Raw genomic sequence first — 18,758 nt, forward strand, 5'->3', positions numbered from 1 at the left:
CCTATGACGGAACGCTACATCCTGGCCTCGCAGTCGCCGCGCCGCAAGCAATTGCTGGAGTGGGCCGAGATTCCCTTCGACATCCGCGTGGCCAATACCGACGAAAGCTATCCCGAAGGCCTCGAGCCTGAGCAGGTGGCCGAGCACATCGCCCGTGACAAGGCCGCGGCCATAGTGCCCGGAGCACCCGGCCGGACCGTAATCGCCGCCGACACCATCGTGGTGCTCGACGGCGACATCATCGGCAAGCCGGCGGGCCGCGACGAAGCCATCGCCACCCTGCTGCGCCTCAGCGGCCGCACCCACCGCGTCATCACCGGCGTGGCCCTGCGCCGCGATGAGCGGGAGGAGCTTTTCCACGACGTGACCGAGGTGGAATTTCACCCGCTCACGGAGGAGATGGCGACCTTTTATGTAGACAAGTACCGCCCCTACGACAAGGCCGGCGCCTATGCCATCCAGGAATGGATCGGCGTGGTGGGGATCAAGTCGATCCGCGGTGACTTCTACAACGTCATGGGATTACCGGTAAGCCGCGTGGTGCAGGCACTCAGCTCGTTCTGAGTACCAAAGCACCCTTATATGAATGAGCGACTTCTCCACTTTTTGTGGCAGTTCGGCTATTTCAGCCAGCAGGACCTCCAAAGCATCAGCGGCGAAGCGATCCAGGTCCTCAACCGTGGCCGCTACAACGTCGATGAAGGTCCCGATTTTCTGGAAGCCCGCATCCGCATCGGGCCGGCGCTTCTCGCCGGGTCGGTGGAACTGCATCTGCGCAGCTCCGACTGGGACCGGCACCGCCACAGCGGCGATCCGAACTACCGCAACGTGATCCTGCACGTGGTGTACGAGCACGACCGTCCCGCGGGCGATCCCGCCGTTCCGATCCTCGAGTTGCAGCCACGCGTATCGACGATGCTGCTGGAGCGCTACCAACAGCTTCTCAGCCAGGAAGGTTTCATCGCCTGCGAAAAGGAGGCGCTGCTGGTGCCGGAGTTGGTCTGGACCTCTTGGAAGGACCGGCTGCTGGTGGAGCGGCTGCTGCAGAAGACCGAGCGCATAGCGGGCTTGCTGGCCGAAGCACGGAATAATTGGGAGGATGTTTTCTGGTGGCTGCTGGCACGCAACTTCGGGATGACCGTCAATGCCGACGCTTTCGAGGAGGTGGCGCGAAGCATCCCGCTGTCTTTGCTGCTTCGCTATCGGGGGAGCATACACAAGCTCGAGGCCCTGCTGCTGGGGCAGGCAAACCTGCTCCATAGCCGTTTTTCCGAAGATTACCCACAACTGTTGCAGCGTGAATACCGGTACCTGCAGAAGCTCCATCCGCTGCCACAGGTGCACCGCGCCGTGCATTTTCTACGGATGCGCCCACCCGCCTTTCCAACGCTGCGGCTTGCCCAGCTGGCGGACCTGCTCCAGCAAGGTGAGCAGCTGCTGCCACGCCTCCTCGAAATGGAAAACCTGGAATCGGCGCGGGAGCTGTTTGCCGTAACGGCCAACGACTACTGGCACTATCATTACCGCTTCGACGAGGCATCGGCCTTTGCGCCAAAGAAGCTTGGCGCGGCCATGATCGAAAGTCTTTTCCTGAATACGATCGTGCCGGTTGTGTTTGCCTATGGCCACCTGCAGGGACGTCCCGAGCTCAAGGAGCGGGCGCTCTCGGTGTTGCGCACACTGCCTGCCGAGGACAACAAGGTGCTGCGGCGCTTCGCTTCGATCGGTATCCCTGCGGCCGGCGCGGCCGATGGCCAGGCATTACTCTTCCTCGAAAAAAATTACTGCCGCGAAAAGCGCTGCCTCGACTGTGCCATTGGCTGCGCGCTGCTGAAGCGCCCGTCGGCTGTTTCAGGCTGAGCGGAAAGAGCTTATTGCGATTTGTAATGTTGAAGCCGCGAGGGATCCATCAGCTCCAGGCGCCCCAGTCGACCGTTACCTCGATATCCGGGTGCAGGCTTTTGGCTACCGGACAGGTATTGCCGGTAGTCTTCAGGATGTCGCGCGATTTGGCGTCGAGTTCTTTGAGGCTGTCGGGAATATGAAACGTGAGGTTGATGCCGCCGACGCGCCGCGGCTCGGCCTTCATGATCTTCTCCACGTCGACGGAAAGGCCATCGAGGTCGAAGCCCATGGTGCGCGCCTTGATACCCATGACGGTGGCCATGCAGGTAGCAAGCGAGGTCGCCATGAGGTCGGTGGGCGAGAAGCGCTCGCCGAGGCCGTTGTTGTCGACCGGGGCATCGGTCTCAAACGAGGAGTCGGATCGGGTGTGCGTGCAGGTGGTGCGTAATGCTCCTTCGTAGCGAACCGTTGACGTCATAATTTTTTTATACGTTTTGTACATAAATTTACGGTTACAACCGTTTTGATGACTGTGAAAAAACTGATCCCGCTCCTTTGCCTGACCCTGCTGGCCGTCAACGGCTTCGCGCAAAAGCAGCAACGTAAAGACAAGCGTACTGAGAAGTCCAAGAAGATCGATGCCATGATCAAGCAGGAAGAGGAAGGCGTGCTGGTATACCGCAAGCAAAGCGCCTTCGGCCTGCAGCTTCGCTCGAACGGCTATGGCCTGTTCTTCGAGCTGGGCCGCCGCAAAACGCCGCGCTGGACCAATGTCTATGCCGCCGAGCTCACGGAGATCAAGCATCCGAAGGAAGAAAAAGGCAGCAATAATACGGGCGCCTTCAACAGCTCGTATATCTACGGGAAGATCAACAATTTTTACCAGTTCAAGCTCGGTTTCGGGCGCGAATATATCCTCGGCCAGAAGGGCAACAAGAACGGCGTTGCCGTGATCGCCTTCGGGCAGGGCGGTCTTTCGCTCGGGCTGCTGCGTCCGTATTACATCGATATTCAGGAAGGCGCCGAAAAGCGCTCGATCAAGTACGAAAGCGCCGACAGCCTGAAGTTTCTTGGTTTTACCTCGTCGCCCATTCTCGGAAGCTCCGGCATCGGCAAAGGCTGGAACGAGATGCAGGTGCGTCCCGGCGCCTACATCAAGATGGGCCTGCGCTTCGACTTCAACCGCTATAACGAGCGGATGCAGGCTGTCCAAATCGGCTTCAGCCTTGAAGGCTATGGCCAGGGCATCGAGCAGCTCGTGTACAACGATCCGAAGAAGCTGTTCTTCCAGCTCCACCTCGCCTACGTTTTTGGGGGCCGGAAGTAGATACTGCCTATCCTCATTATTTACGGAAGCCCGGACCGCGCTGCGATCCGGGCTTTTTGCTTCAAAACGGGCCGAAAGTCAGCATCCAGTAAAATTGTCACGGGCAGGTGTCCCGGTGGGGTAAGGGGGCTTAACTTTGCACCCATGTCGTGTAATTCGGTCAGTGATCAACCCGTAAAGAGAAACAAGCCCGACTGGCTTCGCGTGAAGCTCCCGATCGGCGAAAGCTACAAGCACGTGCGCAGCCTCGTGGATACCCACAAGCTGCATACGATCTGCGAAAGCGGCAATTGCCCCAATATGGGTGAGTGCTGGGGTGCCGGCACCGCCACCTTCATGATCTTGGGCAACGTGTGTACCCGCAGCTGCGGCTTTTGCGCCGTCGCCACCGGGCGCCCGCCCGAGCTCGACTGGGACGAGCCGCAGCGTGTGGCTGAAGCCATTCACCTCATGAAGGTGAAGCACGCCGTGATCACCTCGGTTGACCGCGACGAGCTGAAGGACGGCGGCTCCACGATCTGGCACAACACCATCAAGGCCGTCAAGTCGCTCAACCCGGATACGACGCTCGAGACCCTCATCCCCGATTTTAAAGGAAAGAAAGAAGATATCCAGCGGATCATCGACGCCGCCCCCGAGGTGGTGTCGCATAACATCGAAACCGTGGAGCGCCTCACGCGGCAGGTGCGGATCCAGGCAAAATACTGGCGAAGCATGGACGTGATCCGCACGCTGAAAGCAGGCGGGATGCGCACCAAGAGCGGGATCATGCTCGGCCTCGGCGAAACCAAGGAAGAAGTGCTGCAAACGATGCGCGACCTCAAGGACGCCGGCTGCGACGTGGTCACTATCGGCCAGTACTTGCAGCCCACGCGCCGCCACCTCCCGGTGGAGCGCTTCGTGCACCCCGATGAATTCGCGGCCTACCGCGACGCCGGCTACGAAATGGGTCTCGACTACGTCGAAAGCGGCCCGCTCGTTCGCTCTTCCTACCACAGCGAGCGGCATGTATTTGCCGGCCTCGGACGGAAGGAGTGGGAGATGGCTCGCGCCAATCAAACCTTAGACAGTTTGTAGTTTGGAGTTTGGGGTTTCGAGTTTGTAGTTAACGAAGAAAGTACAAGTTCGAACTCTATAAAGAAAGGCCGCTCGATGAGCGGCCTTTCCTGTTGCCGGCGCAAGCCAACCACAAACTCCAGACTGCAAACCCCAAACTACTCTTTTATCTCCCACACAAGCGCGCTGGCGCCCAATATCGCGGCGTCGGCTTCCTTGAGCTCGCTGAAGACGAGCTTAACCTTGTTGCGGAAGATCGGGAGCAGGTTGGCTTCCATATGCTCGCGGGTGGGATTCATCAGCATGTCGCCGGCCTTGATAACGCCGCCGAAGAGGATGATGGCCTCGGGCGAGGAGAACATAACGAAGTTGGCGAGCGCCTCACCCAGCACCTGGCCGGTAAAGCGGTACACCTCCATGGCGATCGGGTCGCCCTTGGCGGCGCACTCGTATACTTTTTTCGAATCGAGATCGTCGGCTGCGATAGCGCGGAGCAGGCTATCTTCTTTTGATGCCTCAAGCAGCTCTTTGGCCGTAAGCACGATACCGGTGGCCGAGCAATAGGCTTCCAGTGAGCCGCGCAGGCCGGTGCCCCAGTGGAGGCGGCCGCCGGGACGGATACAGGTATGACCGAGCTCGCCCGCAAATCCGTCGTGGCCGAGGATCATCTGGCCGTTGGCTACAATGCCGCTGCCGACGCCGGTGCCCAGCGTGATCATGATAAAGTCCTTCATCCCGCGGGCGGCGCCGTACATCATTTCACCCACGGCGGCCGCATTGGCGTCGTTGGTGAGCGAGCAGGGCACCTTGAAGCGCTCCGTCATCAGCTGCGTCATCGGGATGATGCCGCGCCAGTGCAGGTTCGGCGCATACTCGATGGTGCCCTTGTAGTAGTTGCCGTTCGGCGCGCCGATGCCCATACCCTTGATCACCTTGCCGTCGCCGACTTCCTCGATGACGGGATGGAGAGTTTCGTAAAGTGCCTCGATAAAGTCGTTGACGTCGGCATGTGCGTCGGTGCGGAGATCACCCTTGCGCACGATCTCGCCGCGGTGATTCACAAGTCCCCATTTGGTGTTGGTACCGCCGATGTCGACGCCGATGGCCAGTTCGTGAGAAAGATCCATAATTGATTGCTGATGTTCTTGGTTAAAGTTCTGCGGAAAGTTCGGGTACCGGTGTCACGTTTTCCTCTACCGGGGGCTGATCATAATCGATGCCCTGCCGGCGCAGGATACCGCGGACGGCAAACGCGAAGAAGGCAAGATACGCAAAGCAAAGCACGGGCACCCAGTACGATTGGTGGATGCCGTAGCCGGCTTCGGTGGAGCGGCTTTGAATGAAGTCGGCGAGCTTGCCCTGGATGGGAGGAATAATGCCGCCGCCCAGGATCATCATGATCAGGAACGCGGAGCCCTGCGTGGTGTACTTGCCGAGGCCGGCGATGGATAGCGTGAAGATCGCGGGCCACATGATGGAACAGAAGAGTCCGCCGCTCAGGAAGGCGTAGATCGCCACATGACCGGTGCTGAAGAGGCCGACCAGCATCGCCACGAGACCCAGCGTCGCAAACAGCAGCAGCGTTTGCGCCGGACGGTCTTTCGAAAGATAGAAGGCGCCCATTTGCACCAGCACGCAGATGATGAAGTATTTGAATACCGCTACGTTGTAGCCCGAGAGATAGATGACGGAGAGGATGATACCGAAAGCAACCAGCGGAACCACGAACATCAGCAATTGTTTCGTGGAAGCCTTCAGGTTAAACACCGAGATGGCGCCGGTCCAGCGGCCGATCATAAGGCCACCCCAGTACATCGTAACGAAAGGCGCTACCTCCGACGACTGGAGGCCGCCGAAAGCCTTTTGCTTCAGCAGTTCGCCCATATTGCTGACCGTGGTAACTTCAACACCCACATACACGAAGATGGCGAGCATGCCGAGAACAAGTTGCGGGTATTGCATGGCGCCCCAGCCCGACGGCTTGCGGCGCGCGGCACCATTGGCAATCAGCAAGCCGGCAATCACCACGAGAAGCGCACCAAAGAGGTACTTCATTCTTGTTTCCTCGAGCGGCTTGCGGAGGCTGTTGATCTCGTCGGTCTGCGGCTTTGTCTGTGCTTCGATAGCGCTGATCTGCGCTTCATCGGCAGTCGTTGGCGCTTTGAGGTGCTGCAGCGAATCGCGCTGCGCGGTTTGCGGTGCGATCTGGCCGCTGAGGCTGTCGATACGCTTTTGCTCGTCGCTGCGGTAGGAGGCGAATACGGGCGCGAACAGTGCAAACAGCAATACGGTAATCACAAGGAGTGTGGTCAGCGCCTTACCGGCGCGCTCGATCCGCTCTTCCGAAATACCCGCGGGTACTTTTTTCGAAAGGAAAAACAGCGCCGCCGCTGCGATGAAGAGGACACCCACACCGGCATAGAGCATAATGACCTTGTTGAGGCCGAGCGACTGGATCATCTGGTCGTTGAAGGCTTTGGTGGTGCCGAAGAGCACATAGGCAACGATGATCGGTCCGATCATGGTGCCGAAGGAGTTGATGCCACCACCGAGGTTTACGCGGCTCGTGCCGGTGGCCGGGTCGCCGAGCGAGATGGCGAAGGGCTGCGCGGCCGTTTGCTGCAGCGAGAAGCCGAGGGCCACGATGAAGAGTCCAACGAGCATACCGGCGAAGGTGTTGCCGCGCACCGCGAGGATCATGGCAATGGCGCCGAGTGCCGAGAAGAGGAGTCCATATACGATGCTGCGCTTATAGCCCCAGCGGCCTACCTGGTCGCGGCCCTGGAGGGTGCCGAAGATGAACAGCAGCAGCGCGCCTACGTAATAGGCGAGGTAAAAGGCAAAGTCGACCAGCTGGCTCTGAAACTGGTCGAGCTGGAAGTAGTGCTTGCAAAATGGAATAAAGACGGAATTGCCGGCGGCGATAAAGCCCCAGAAAAAGAAAACGGTCACCAGGGTACTCAGCGCTCCGTAGTTGGTGGAGGCGGATCCCTGCACGGAGGAACCGGTGGTGTTCATTGCAGTGGCCATAGTTGCGAGCTTTCGTTGATTGTTGTGGTTTCGGGAATTGAACGCTCAAAATAAACACAATTTGCTTAGGGGGACGGGCCGTGGCAAAGCTGTTGATAAAAAGATTTTTAGCGCCGCCCGCCAAGGGCGCTGGAAAGGTTCTTATTTTGAAGCGGACAAGGAGCATATGGAAATAATACATGTATCGGCAGAATGTTACCCCGTGGCCAAGGCCGGCGGGCTCGGCGATGTGGTGGGCGCGTTGCCCAAGTACCAGGTGGCATCGGGGCACGCGGCCAAGGTGGTCATGCCCATGTACCGCACGAAGTACCTGTATAACCACGATTTCGAGCTGGTGCACGAAGGCGCGCAATTTATCGGCGGCCGCTACTTCAATTACGCCGTCATCCGCGAAAAGACCAATGAGCTTGGCTTCGAGCTGTACCTCGTTGATATCAACGGGCTCCTCGACCGCGAAAAAGTATACGGCTACGATGACGACACCGACCGCTTCGTGGCCTTCCAGATCGCCGTGTGCGACTGGATGAGCAAGTGGGATTACCAGCCCGATATCGTGCATTGCCACGACCATCACACCGGACTGATCCCCTTCATGCTCCAGTATTGTTACGCATTCCAGCGGCTCGCCAACGTGCCGACGATCTTTACCATCCACAACGCGCAATACCAGGGATGGATTCCCTGGGAGCGGAGCAACCTGTTGCCCCCGTATGATTCCTGGAAGTGGGGGATGCTCGACTGGCAGGATACGATCAACCCGCTGGCCTCGGCAGTGCGCTGCGCCTGGCGCGTAACGACGGTGAGTCCGACCTATATGGACGAACTGCGTCAATCAGCCGCGGGCCTCGAAGCGCTGATGAATTACGAGCGCGGCAAGTGCGTGGGCATTCTCAATGGCATCGACAGCGAGGTGTGGGACCCGGCCACCGATCCCATGTTGCCGGTGCATTACGATACGGCTTCTGTAATGGAGGGCAAGGCCGCCAACAAGGTGGAGCTATGCAGCCGATTCGGCCTCGACCCGGAGCGGCCGTTGTTCGGGTTCATCGGACGGCTGGTGGGAGAGAAGGCCGCCGACGTGCTGCCGGAAGCGATCCGCCAATCGATGTACCAGCACGGAGGCAACGCGTCGTTCCTTGTGCTCGGCTCGGGCGAGGGCGCCGTGGAGCAGGCGCTGGAAACCCTCGCCTACCAGTTCCCCGGTTTTGTGAACACCTATATCGGCTACCACGAGGGGCTCAGTCACCTGATGTACGCAGGCGCCGATTTCCTGATGATGCCGAGCCGCGTGGAGCCCTGCGGCCTCAACCAGCTCTATGCGCTCCGCTACGGCACCGTGCCGATGGTGCGCAACACCGGTGGGCTCCGCGATACCGTTCGCGACTTCGGCGACTGGCAGGGCTACGGCATCCGGTTCGACAAGGCCGAGGCCGGCGACATCGTGTATTCGGTTGGGCGTGCCCTTGGGTTGTACTACGACAGTCCCGAGCTGCTGCAATGGATGCGGCGCTACATGATGCGGCTCGATTTTTCATGGGATGTCTCCGCCCGTACCTATCTTGAGCTGTATGAATCGGTGCGGCGCTGAAAATATCTATCTTAACGCTATCAACAGAACCTGGCTATGAAAGAAATGCTATCCGTGATCTTAGGAGGGGGCGCCGGCACCCGATTGTACCCGTTGACCGCTACACGCTCGAAGCCCGCCGTACCTATTGCCGGCAAGTACCGCCTCGTGGATATACCGATCTCCAACTGCCTTAACTCGGGCATCAGCCGGATGTTCGTGCTCACGATGTATAACTCGGCTTCGCTGAACCGCCACATCAAGAATACGTATCACTTCAGCGCGTTCAGCAACGCCTTTGTCGACATCCTGGCGGCTGAGCAAACGCCCGACAACTTCACCTGGTTCCAGGGTACGGCCGATGCCGTTCGCCAGAGCCTGCGCCACATCCGGCCTTTCCCGGCCGACTACGTGCTGATCCTCTCCGGCGACCAGCTGTACCAGCTCGATTTCGTGCGGATGCTCGAGGAGCACAAGGAAAAAGGCGCCGACATCACCGTGGCCACCATTCCCGTTACCGCCCGCGAGGCTTCCGAATTCGGCATCCTTAAAACGCAGAACGGATTCATCAGCTCCTTCGTGGAGAAGCCCAAGACCGGCATCGAAGACTGGGTGAGCGATACCGGCGACGAAATGCGCGACAAGGGACGCCAGTACCTCGCTTCGATGGGTATCTACATCTTCAACCGCAACCTCCTGTTCGACCTGCTCGAGAAAGAGTACGCAGATGCTGCCGACTTCGGCAAGAACATCATCCCCGACTCGATCAACAAATACAAGGTCGCATCGTTCCAGTATGAAGGCTATTGGGAAGACATTGGGAACATCCGTGCCTTCTACGAGGCCAACCTGGCCCTGACGGACGACCTGCCGGCCTTCAACCTGTTCGACAACAGCAAGGCCATCTACACCCGCGCGCGCATGCTGCCGCCGGCGAAGATCTCCGGCACCCGGATGGACAAGGCCCTCATCGCCGAAGGCTCCATCATCAATGCCTCGCACATTGAGAACTCCATCGTCGGCATCCGCTCGCGTATCGGTCACGAGAGCTCCATCATCGGCACCTATATCATGGGTAACGACTATTTCGAAACGCTCGAAGACATCGCCCACGACCAGCAGCACGGACTTCCCGCGCTCGGCATCGGGAGCCGCTGTCATATCCAGAACGCCATCATCGACAAGGACTGCCGCATCGGCGACGATGTGCGGATCACCGGAGGCGGCCACCTCGAGGACGGCGATCACCCGCTTTACACGATCAAGGATGGCATCGTGGTGATCAAGAAAGGAGCGGTGCTGCCCAACGGGTTCACGCTTGGTGCGTAACGACGTTTTACGTTTTAGGTTTTGGGTTTTACGTTGCAGGATTTATGTTCCATGCTCCGTGTTCACAGGGTTTTTTCCTTGAACACGGAGCATTCTTTTTGAAATCTGACTATTGTTTTCTGCGAAATGTGTATGCCTTACACAATAGTTCCCAATAACTTATTAACTTTCGCCAATCAACGAATGATTGCTTATGGCTGCGAACACACCGCTTGCTTCGGGAACACAAAAACCCCGCCTCTCACTTTCCCAGATCATCAACATGAGCGTTGGCTTCTTCGGGATCCAGTTTGGCTGGGACCTGCAGCGGGCCAATATGGGACCGATCTATAAAGTGCTCGGTGCAAATGCCGACGACATTCCGTTATTGTTTCTCGCCGCCCCGCTAACGGGCCTCCTGGTGCAGCCGATCATCGGCTACCTGAGCGACCGGACCTGGCACCCGCGCTGGGGCCGCCGCCGCCCGTACTTCCTGATCGGCGCGATCCTGAGCTCCATTGCCCTCATCCTCATGCCGCACAGCGCCTCGCTCTGGATGGCCGCAGGCCTTCTTTGGGTGATGGATGTATTCGGCAATGTGGCCATGGAGCCCTTCCGCGCCTTTGTGGCCGACAAGCTTCCCGACAGCCAGCTGAACCGCGGCTTCGTAATGCAAAGCCTTATGATCGGGCTCGGGGGCAGTGTCGCCTCCTCGCTGCCCTGGGTGCTGCGCAATTGGTTCGGGCAGGCGAATACAGCCGAAGCCGGCATCATCGCCGACAACGTCAAATACTCCTTTTACATCGGTGCCTTCTTTTTCCTCGCCGCCGTACTGTGGACAGTATTTACAACAAAAGAATACCCGCCTTCCGACGTAGCGTATAAAGACAAAGTCCAGGAGAGCAACAAGGGATTCGGTGGCGGCTTCGGTGAGATCATCGATGCGATCCGAAACATGCCTTCGCGGATGCGTGCCGTTTCGCTGGTGCAGTTCTTCACCTGGCCCGGTCTCTTCCTCATGTGGTTTTATTACTCGCTGGCCGTGGCCTACCACGTGTTTGGCGCCAAGTCGGAAACCGACCCGGCATTCGGCAACGGCAAGGACTTCGCCGGTTTGACGCTCGCATTTTATAATGTCGTAACCTTCCTCTTTGCCTTTATTCTCCCGTCGATCGCTGATCGCCTCGGCCGCAAAACGACCCACGCGCTTTGCCTGCTCGCGGGTGCCGCCGGTCTTATCAGCGTCGCCTTCGTGACCAACAAGTACATGCTCTATGTATGTATGACCGGTGTCGGTATTGCCTGGGCGAGCATCCTCTCGATGCCCTACGCCATGCTCGGCGGCGTGCTGCCCCCGAAGAAGATCGGCATCTACATGGGTATCTTCAACTTCTTCATCGTGCTCCCCGAGATCATGGCTTCGCTTGGCTTCAAGTGGCTCATGAACAATGTGCTTAACAACGACATGCTGCTGGCCGTGCAACTCGGCGGCGGGCTGATGATCCTGGCGGCTGCGATCTGCTTCTTTATGATCAATGAAAAGAAGGGCCTGCCTGCCGGTGATCCGGAAGTAGCCGAAATGGAAATCCTCGAACAACGATCTGTTTAATATGACCAAGCAAGTACTTTTTGGTGGAACGCTGCTGCTACTCAGCAGCGTTTCCTTTGCCCAGCCTCTTCAGCTCGATGGCGTATACCCGACCAACTGGTGGGTCGGAATGAAAAATCCGAAGCTGCAGCTTATGCTGCGCGGCAAGGACGCCGGTCGCTACACCTACAGCTGCAGCGATCCGCGCGTGCAGGTAAAGAAGGTAACGCCGGCCGAAAACGCCAACTACGCTTTTATCGACCTCGTGGTGGCCGCCGGCGCGAAGCCGGGTAATGTCCGCATCAACTGGAGCAAGGGCGGCCGCAAGGGTTCCTTCGACTACACGCTGAAGGCCCGCCGCGCCGGCAATGGCACGCGCTATGCCCAGGGCGTTCGCTCCGAAGACATGATCTACTTCCTGATGCCCGACCGCTTCTCGAACGGCGACTACAGCAACGACCGCGTGGCGCATTACCGCGACCAGACCCTCAACCGCGACTCGATGTATCACCGTCATGGCGGCGACCTCCAGGGCGTCATCAATCACCTCGATTACATCCAGGAGCTTGGTGCCACTACACTTTGGATGACGCCCGTGCTGGAGAACGACATGCCCAACCGCACCGAGCATGGCTACGCCATCACCAATCATTACCAAGTGGATGAGCGCTACGGCGGCAACGCTGCCTACCTGCGCCTGAGCGACGCGGTGCACAGCCGCGGCATGAAGCTGATCCAGGACGCGGTGCCCAACCACAGCGGCCTCTGGAACTGGTTTGTGCAGGATCCGCCGATGAAGGACTGGCTCCACCAGTGGCCCTCGTACCAGCAAACCAACTACAAGGACCAGACGCTGATGGACCCCTATGGCGCACCGAAAGAAAAGCGCATCATGGAGAAAGGCTGGTTTACACGGCAGATGCCCGACATGAACGAGGACAACCCGTTCGTGGCCAACTTCCTCATTCAGCAGGCGATCTGGAGCGTGGAGAAGTTTGGCGTCGACGGCTGGCGCGTGGATACGTATATCTACAATGACCTCGCGTTCATGAACCGCTGGAATAAGGCCCTCTACGACGAGTACCCCAGGATCACCATCTTCGGGGAGACCTGGGTGCATGGAGTCGCCAACCAGGCTTATTTCGTGCGCAACAACATCACGAACATTCCGATCAAGAGCAATCTCACCGGCGCTACCGACTTCCAGACACTGTTCTATGGCATCCAGCCGGCGCTCAACCAGGCTTTCGGCTGGACGGAAGGCGTGAACAAATTGTACAGCACCCTTGCCAATGACTTCCTGTACCAGGACCCGTCGAACAACGTGGTGTTCATCGACAACCACGACATGACACGTGCCCTCTCGACCTTTGGCGATGATGTAGACAAGCTCAAGGTCGCCTATGGCTGGCTGCTTACGACGCGCGGCATCCCGCAGGTATACTACGGTTCCGAGGTGCTGATGAAGGGCGTATCCAACCCCGACGGACTCGTACGCGGCGATTTTCCCGGTGGCTGGAAAGAAGACTCGCTGAACAAATTCACCGCTGCCGGCCGAGTTGGCCGCGAAGGCGAAATGCACGATTGGGTGAAGACGGTGGCCAATTACCGAAAGAATTCATCGGCGATCAAAACCGGCGCCTTCATGCAATACCTGCCGCAGGATTGGGTGTACACCTACTTCCGCTACGACAAGAAAAGCACGGTGATGGTGATCATGAATACGAGCACCGATGAAAAGACCGTCGACCCGCAGTATTTCACGGAGCGTGTTGCCGGTTTCCAGAAGGCGAAAAGCATCGGCACGAACACAACGATGTCGCTCAACGAAAAATGGAAGGTTCCGGGAAAGAGCATCTGGATCCTCGAACTGCAATAAACAACAGCAAAGCACGAAGCCGCGGACCAATGTCCGCGGCTTTTTTATGCCCTCCCGCGCCTTACTTTTAAGCAGAAACCTTTGCACATGAGAGTTCCCCTTTTTTCCATCGCGCTGCTGGCGCAGGTAAGCCTCGCCGCACAGCAGGCTCCGCCCGGGCTGTCGCTGATCCGTACGGAAGACATTAAAAAAGACCTGTATGCGCTTGCCGATGCGCATTTCCGCGGCCGCTCTGCGGGCACGATCGACGAGCTCAAAGCTGCGGCCTGGGAGGCCGGGCGGCTGCGCGCGCTCGGCGTGGAGCCCGCCGGCGACGACAGCACCTATTTCCAGTTTTTCACCATGTGGCGGCACGAGTATGCCCCATCGAGCAGCGTAACGCTGAACGGCCGGGCACTTCAGCTTTGGAAAGACGTTTCTTCCGCGCAGCTCACCGAAGCCAGCGTGACTGCCCCGGTGCTCTTCGCCGGTTCCGTGCTCGGGTTGGATACCACCATCGATGTTCGGGGCAAGACCGTCGTTCTTGATGCCTACGCTACCGGCCTCAACCTCGATGTATCGCTGCCCACCTGGCGCTACCCGCGCCTCATGCAGCAACGCTATGCCGCGCCGCTCCTCCGGCATGGCGCCGCGGCTGTAGTCTTTATTGCCGACAGATACGGCGAGCAGGGCTGGGCCGACGCTGCCGAAAATTTCAAACGCGGCAGCTTCGACATCGATGGCGGCGCGGCGGCGGTGCTCAATCCGTCGAAACCCGTGCTCTGGATACATGCATCCGAGCGTGGCGCGCTGCAACAACCCGACGCCCGGCTGACCATCGACCTCCGTATCATTCGCTCGGCCTATCCTTCCGTAAATGTTGTGGGACGGATCCGTGGCACCGACCCGTCGCTTCGCAACGAGTACCTGCTGTACAGCGGCCACACAGACGCACACGGCATCCGAAATGCCCAGGCGGGCGACTCTATATACTATGGCGCCGACGACAACGCAAGCGTCAACGTGGCGCTGCTGGCCAATGCACGTGCCTTTGCGCGCTACCGCCCGAAGCGCTCGGTGCTCTTCGTGATCCACGGCGCCGAGGAGCGTGGCCTGCTCGGCTCGCGGTACTACGCCGCGCATCCGACCGTCCCCATAAGCTCGATCGTGGCCGTTCTGAATGGCGATATGATCGGCCGCAATGCGCCCGACAGCGCGGCCTTGCTGGGCGTTCAACCACCACACCGCAATTCGGCGCAACTGGTGCTGTGGGCGCTGGATGCCAACCGCGAAGGCAGCCGCTTTAAGCTGGATACGCTGTGGGATAAGCCGGCGCATGTGGAAGGCTGGTACTTCCGCAGCGACCACCTTCCGTACGTAAGGCTGGGCATCCCGGCGCTGATGTATACGACACTGCTGCATCCCGACTACCATACACCGCTCGACAACGCCCAACGTATCGACTACGAGAAACTGCGCCGCATGACCGAATGGATGTACCGAACCGGTTGGAAAGTTGCCAACGCGCCGCGGCGACCCGCAACCGACACCGGTTTCAAGCTGGAACGATAAAAAAAAAGCCCCTCGCCGGAAGCGAGGGGCTTTTTTCAGATGGTGAAGTTGACGACCATCTTGCTGCCATAGGTGCCCCAGTCGCGGAGCACATCGCCAAGCTGCTTCATCAGCGCAGCCCTTGTCATTTTCTTGCCTTTCGTGGCCGGCTTCACCTGGCCCATCGGGATGTCGAACACATCAACCTTCGTGGCATACCAGGTGGTATGCAGGCGCGGGATGCCCATGCCGAGGATCATGCCGGGAAGCCCGTGGATACCCTCGGGGCCGCCGGGGATCAGGATCTCGTCGGTGTAAAACGCAAAGATGGCGACGCTGTCGTCGAGGATGCCCACGGCTTTGCGGCATTCATAACCGGCGATCACGCGGGTGTCGGCCGTGATCTTCCACCGGATGTGCGACAGGCTGTCATCCATCAGGAAGGTTTCGTCGTACACCGGTTTCTGCGACACGGTGTGCTGTGCGGCGAAGTCGGTATACACAACGTTCTTGTCGGCAACCGGCCGGTAGAACAAACGGGGGTCGATGTTGGCTTCTTTGCCAGGCCGGTAAAGGCTTCGGCTGCTGTCGCCCAGAAATTCATGGTACGTCGTAACCGAAGACGGGAGGCGATCCTTGATCCGGTCAAACCATTCAGGATTGAGCTCCTTGTAATAGGCCGGCACATTAACGGTGCGCTCGAACTCGATCTTTACCTGGCCGAAAAAACGGGCCTGCGCACCGGCCGCAAGGGCTGCGAAGCAGGAGAGGAGGAGGAGTATCTTTTTCATTGTGCGGAGTTATTTGCTGGCTGCGCCGGTACCCATCTTGCTGAACTGCCACTCCACGCGCAGCATGAAGTAACGGGCGATGCGGTTATAGCGCTCTTCGTTGAGAATATTCGTGTTGAAGTTCCTGTTGAAGCCGACGTTCTGGTTGAAAAGATCGTTGACGGTGAGCTTCAGCAGGAGCGAGTTGTCCTTAAAGAACTTCCGGATGAGGCTGCCGTTGACCAGGTAGTTGCTGGGCGCACTGCTGAAGCCGGTTACGCCCTGGCGTACCTCGAAGTCTCCTTCGATATTGAGCTGCAGCTTGAAGGGCAGCTCGGCGGAGCCTTCCACGCGGCCGCCATAGGTGAAGTAGTTCGCGTCGGCGCCCGGCTGGAGCGAGGAATGCGAAATGTTGTAGTTCACCTCGGGCCCCACCTCGAAGTTGAAGTGCTCGTCCCAGCGGTAGCTCACATTCGGGTTGACGTTGATGTTGGCATAAGTGCTTACGTTGGCAAGCCCGTTGAAGAAGCTGTGGTTGCGGCTGCCATTTCCGCCGATCTGCACGGCCCGGCTCCACTTCTTGTTACCACCGTCCTTGCTGTAATTGGCCCAGGCCCACCAGCTGCGGTTGCCGTTCACGTTCACCGGCTGGTAGGTCTGTTTGCCGGTAGCGGTATCAAGCTCATTTTTAAACGCGATATCGTTCTGGTTGATGTTATAGCTGAGGCTCGCATACATCCAGATATTCTTGAGCGGCTTCGACTTGCTGAACGACGCATTGATCGAGTTGTTGAAGCCCACCTTCAGGTTCGGATTGCCGATGAATACATTCAGCGGGTCGTTGTTGTCACGGATCGGCTGCAGCTGGTCGATCGTCGGCTGCCGCGTGTTGCCGCGGTAGTTAATGCCAATGCTGGTCTGCGGCTTGGGCGAGTAGTTGATGCCCACCTGCGGGGTCACGTTGCGGAAGTGATACGCGTTGGTGCTTCCGGCAAAGAGGTTGTGCAGGCGAAGCGTTACATCCGACAGGCCCGACCCCGCCGCGACGCGCCACTTCTTGTCCACGTACTTCAGTGTCATCGAGCCGTTGTGCGAGAAGGCGTCCAGCTCGAAGTTGCTGCTGAACACCGTATCAAGGTTTTCGTATTTGCCGTTTGTGCTTTTGCTGAAAGTATTGCGGTACGACTCGGAGCGGTTGCTGTTGTAGCCGTATTCGAGCACGAGGTTCAGCGTTTTTGACAGCGGCTCGTTGAAGCTGCTTTTTACCCCGAAGCTTTGCGACTTGCCATCTACAGTCCGCATCTGGTCAACCGTCGAGTCGAGCGCGCGGTTCATGTAGAAATAATTGTCCGACCGGTTCCAGCCGCGCTGCTCGTCCTGCACGAGGCCATGGCGAAGCGTGGTGATGAGCAGGCGTCCTTTCTTCATGAACATCTGGCGCCAGGTAAGCTGCTGATCGAGCTGGTTTCGCTTCGAGTCGTTGTAGCGGTCCTGCAGGCCCACGTTGACCGTATCGCCGGCGTCATTGAGGAAATGGCTGTACGTATGGCTGTTGACCTGGGCGCTCCGGAAAGTGCCGGCCACCGTGTATTTGATCGAAGTGAGCGAGTCGATCTTCCACTCATATTTCGCATTGATGGTATGCTGCCGCGTCACGCCACGGTTGTCGACGTCGCGGTAGCGGAAGCTGCGGTTGCCCGGAAGAACGTTCTGCGAGGTCGAGACGGAATTGTTGACGTTGCCAAGCTGGTTGTAGCGGTACGACAGGTTGATGTTCTGACGGTCCCTGTTCCACTTGTCGGTGAAGAGCGCCCCGCCGATCCAGGCATCGGGATAGCCTTTCAGGTTCCAGTCGCTGAAGCCGTCGTCGGAGGAGAAGCTGTAGTAATAGCCGTTCAACTCGTCGTACTCCACGTTGTTCTCGATGCCCAGCTTGTTGCGGTCATTCCAGCTGAGCGAGCCGGTGTTGACGTTGCTGCGGTTGGCGTACACCGATACTTTCTTTTTGCCCACAAAGCGGTTCAGCATCGTACGGGCTTCGAGGAACCGGTTGAAGTCCGTGCCTACCTGCGCATTGCCGAAGCCGCCCTTTTTCTTATCCTCCTTCAGCTTGATGTTGAGGGTCTTTCCTTCGCTCGCGCTGCCTACGCTGCGCATATTCTCCTGCTCCGTCTTTGTATCATAAACCTGCACCTTTTCGACAATCTTCGCAGACAGGTTTTGTGTGGCCATCGTGGGATCGTCGCCGAAGAATTCCTCGCCGTCGACGAGCACCTTATCCACGCGCTTGCCCTGTGTTGTGATCTCACCTTTCGCGTTGACTGAAAAACCGGGCAGGCGCTTCAGCAGGTCTTCGACCGTGGCGCCGTCCTTCACGCGAAAGGAATCGGCAGCAAACTCGGTCGTATCGCCCTTGATCCGGATGGCAGCATTGGTTCGGATAATGATCTCCTGGAGCAGCCGGCTTTTGGGCGTTAAGGCGAGCTGTCCCATGCTCACATCGGCATCCCTGATCTCAACCGGTTCGGCGAGGTCAGCAAACCTGGGGTAGGTAATGAGGAGCACGTAGGACCCCGGTGGCACCTCGGCAGTCCGGAAGCGCCCGGCGCTGTCGGTACGGGTGAATGTCACGAGGGTACTGTCTTTCTTTTGGAGGAGCGTTACCGTTGCGAGGGCAGGGTTGCTGCGGGAGGTCGTGTCGCGGAGGGAGCCGGTTACCCGGAACTGTGCTCCGGATGCCAGCGCGCCGGTCAGCAACAGCAGGCTAAGCAGGATTTTTCTCATGCAGTAAGTTTTCAACAGTGTGTGATGCGGTCAGTTTAGTTGGAGGCGTTAAGGTAACTTTACCGGTAGCGTGA

Annotated in this window: 14 protein-coding genes; 9 read left to right on the forward strand and 5 right to left on the reverse strand. The window is 58.5% G+C overall.

Annotation, left to right across the window (positions count from 1 at the left end):
- The first annotated feature begins 3 nt into the window (after nt 1-3).
- Nucleotides 4-564, forward strand: a complete 561-nt coding sequence (locus tag ACYU7Z_RS04010; protein WP_460567611.1) for a Maf family protein — start codon at nt 4-6, stop codon at nt 562-564.
- A gap of 18 nt (nt 565-582) precedes the next feature.
- Complete coding sequence (locus ACYU7Z_RS04015) at nt 583-1,860, forward strand: DUF2851 family protein (protein ID WP_460567613.1); 1,278 nt, start codon at nt 583-585, stop codon at nt 1,858-1,860.
- 49 nt (nt 1,861-1,909) lie between these two features.
- On the opposite strand, the gene ACYU7Z_RS04020 is transcribed toward ACYU7Z_RS04015, so the two are convergent.
- Entirely contained in the window at nt 1,910-2,323 is a 414-nt protein-coding gene (locus ACYU7Z_RS04020) for an OsmC family protein (protein ID WP_460567614.1), read from the reverse strand.
- A 54-nt stretch (nt 2,324-2,377) separates the two neighbouring features.
- Here ACYU7Z_RS04020 and ACYU7Z_RS04025 point away from each other — a divergent pair, with 54 nt between their 5' ends.
- Nucleotides 2,378-3,172 carry a hypothetical protein gene (locus ACYU7Z_RS04025; protein ID WP_460567616.1) on the forward strand — a complete coding sequence of 265 codons (795 nt, stop codon included), beginning with the start codon at nt 2,378-2,380 and terminating at the stop codon, nt 3,170-3,172.
- A gap of 144 nt (nt 3,173-3,316) precedes the next feature.
- Nucleotides 3,317-4,249, forward strand: a complete 933-nt coding sequence (gene lipA, locus ACYU7Z_RS04030; protein ID WP_460567618.1) for a lipoyl synthase — start codon at nt 3,317-3,319, stop codon at nt 4,247-4,249.
- A 137-nt stretch (nt 4,250-4,386) separates the two neighbouring features.
- Here lipA and ACYU7Z_RS04035 read toward each other — a convergent pair whose 3' ends face one another.
- Nucleotides 4,387-5,355 (reverse strand): ROK family protein, encoded by a 969-nt coding sequence (locus tag ACYU7Z_RS04035; protein WP_460567620.1) that lies wholly within the window; start codon nt 5,353-5,355, stop codon nt 4,387-4,389.
- 22 nt (nt 5,356-5,377) lie between these two features.
- Nucleotides 5,378-7,258 carry an MFS transporter gene (locus ACYU7Z_RS04040; protein ID WP_460567622.1) on the reverse strand — a complete coding sequence of 627 codons (1,881 nt, stop codon included), beginning with the start codon at nt 7,256-7,258 and terminating at the stop codon, nt 5,378-5,380.
- Between the two features lie 166 nt (nt 7,259-7,424).
- On the opposite strand from ACYU7Z_RS04040, the gene ACYU7Z_RS04045 reads away from it, so the two are divergent.
- The 5 genes from ACYU7Z_RS04045 to ACYU7Z_RS04065 all read left to right on the forward strand — a co-directional run bounded on the left by ACYU7Z_RS04045 (nt 7,425) and on the right by ACYU7Z_RS04065 (nt 15,151).
- The gene (locus ACYU7Z_RS04045; RefSeq protein WP_460567624.1) at nt 7,425-8,846 is read left to right on the forward strand and encodes a glycogen synthase; all 1,422 of its coding nucleotides are present in this window, start codon (nt 7,425-7,427) and stop codon (nt 8,844-8,846) included.
- A gap of 36 nt (nt 8,847-8,882) precedes the next feature.
- Nucleotides 8,883-10,154: a glucose-1-phosphate adenylyltransferase gene (locus tag ACYU7Z_RS04050; protein WP_460567626.1), complete on the forward strand. Its 1,272-nt coding sequence runs from the start codon at nt 8,883-8,885 to the stop codon at nt 10,152-10,154.
- 193 nt (nt 10,155-10,347) lie between these two features.
- The gene (locus tag ACYU7Z_RS04055; RefSeq protein WP_460567628.1) at nt 10,348-11,742 is read left to right on the forward strand and encodes an MFS transporter; all 1,395 of its coding nucleotides are present in this window, start codon (nt 10,348-10,350) and stop codon (nt 11,740-11,742) included.
- A 1-nt stretch (nt 11,743) separates the two neighbouring features.
- The gene (locus ACYU7Z_RS04060) at nt 11,744-13,600 is read left to right on the forward strand and encodes a glycoside hydrolase family 13 protein (RefSeq protein WP_460567630.1); all 1,857 of its coding nucleotides are present in this window, start codon (nt 11,744-11,746) and stop codon (nt 13,598-13,600) included.
- An 87-nt stretch (nt 13,601-13,687) separates the two neighbouring features.
- Nucleotides 13,688-15,151, forward strand: coding sequence for a M28 family peptidase (locus tag ACYU7Z_RS04065; protein WP_460567632.1), 1,464 nt, complete (start codon nt 13,688-13,690; stop codon nt 15,149-15,151).
- A gap of 35 nt (nt 15,152-15,186) precedes the next feature.
- Here the strand turns inward: ACYU7Z_RS04065 and ACYU7Z_RS04070 are convergent, their stop codons facing one another.
- Nucleotides 15,187-15,921: a GLPGLI family protein gene (locus ACYU7Z_RS04070; protein WP_460567634.1), complete on the reverse strand. Its 735-nt coding sequence runs from the start codon at nt 15,919-15,921 to the stop codon at nt 15,187-15,189.
- 9 nt (nt 15,922-15,930) lie between these two features.
- Complete coding sequence (locus tag ACYU7Z_RS04075; RefSeq protein WP_460567636.1) at nt 15,931-18,684, reverse strand: outer membrane beta-barrel protein; 2,754 nt, start codon at nt 18,682-18,684, stop codon at nt 15,931-15,933.
- Nucleotides 18,685-18,758 lie beyond the last annotated feature (74 nt).

The sequence above is a fragment of the Flaviaestuariibacter terrae genome (assembly GCF_054777635.1).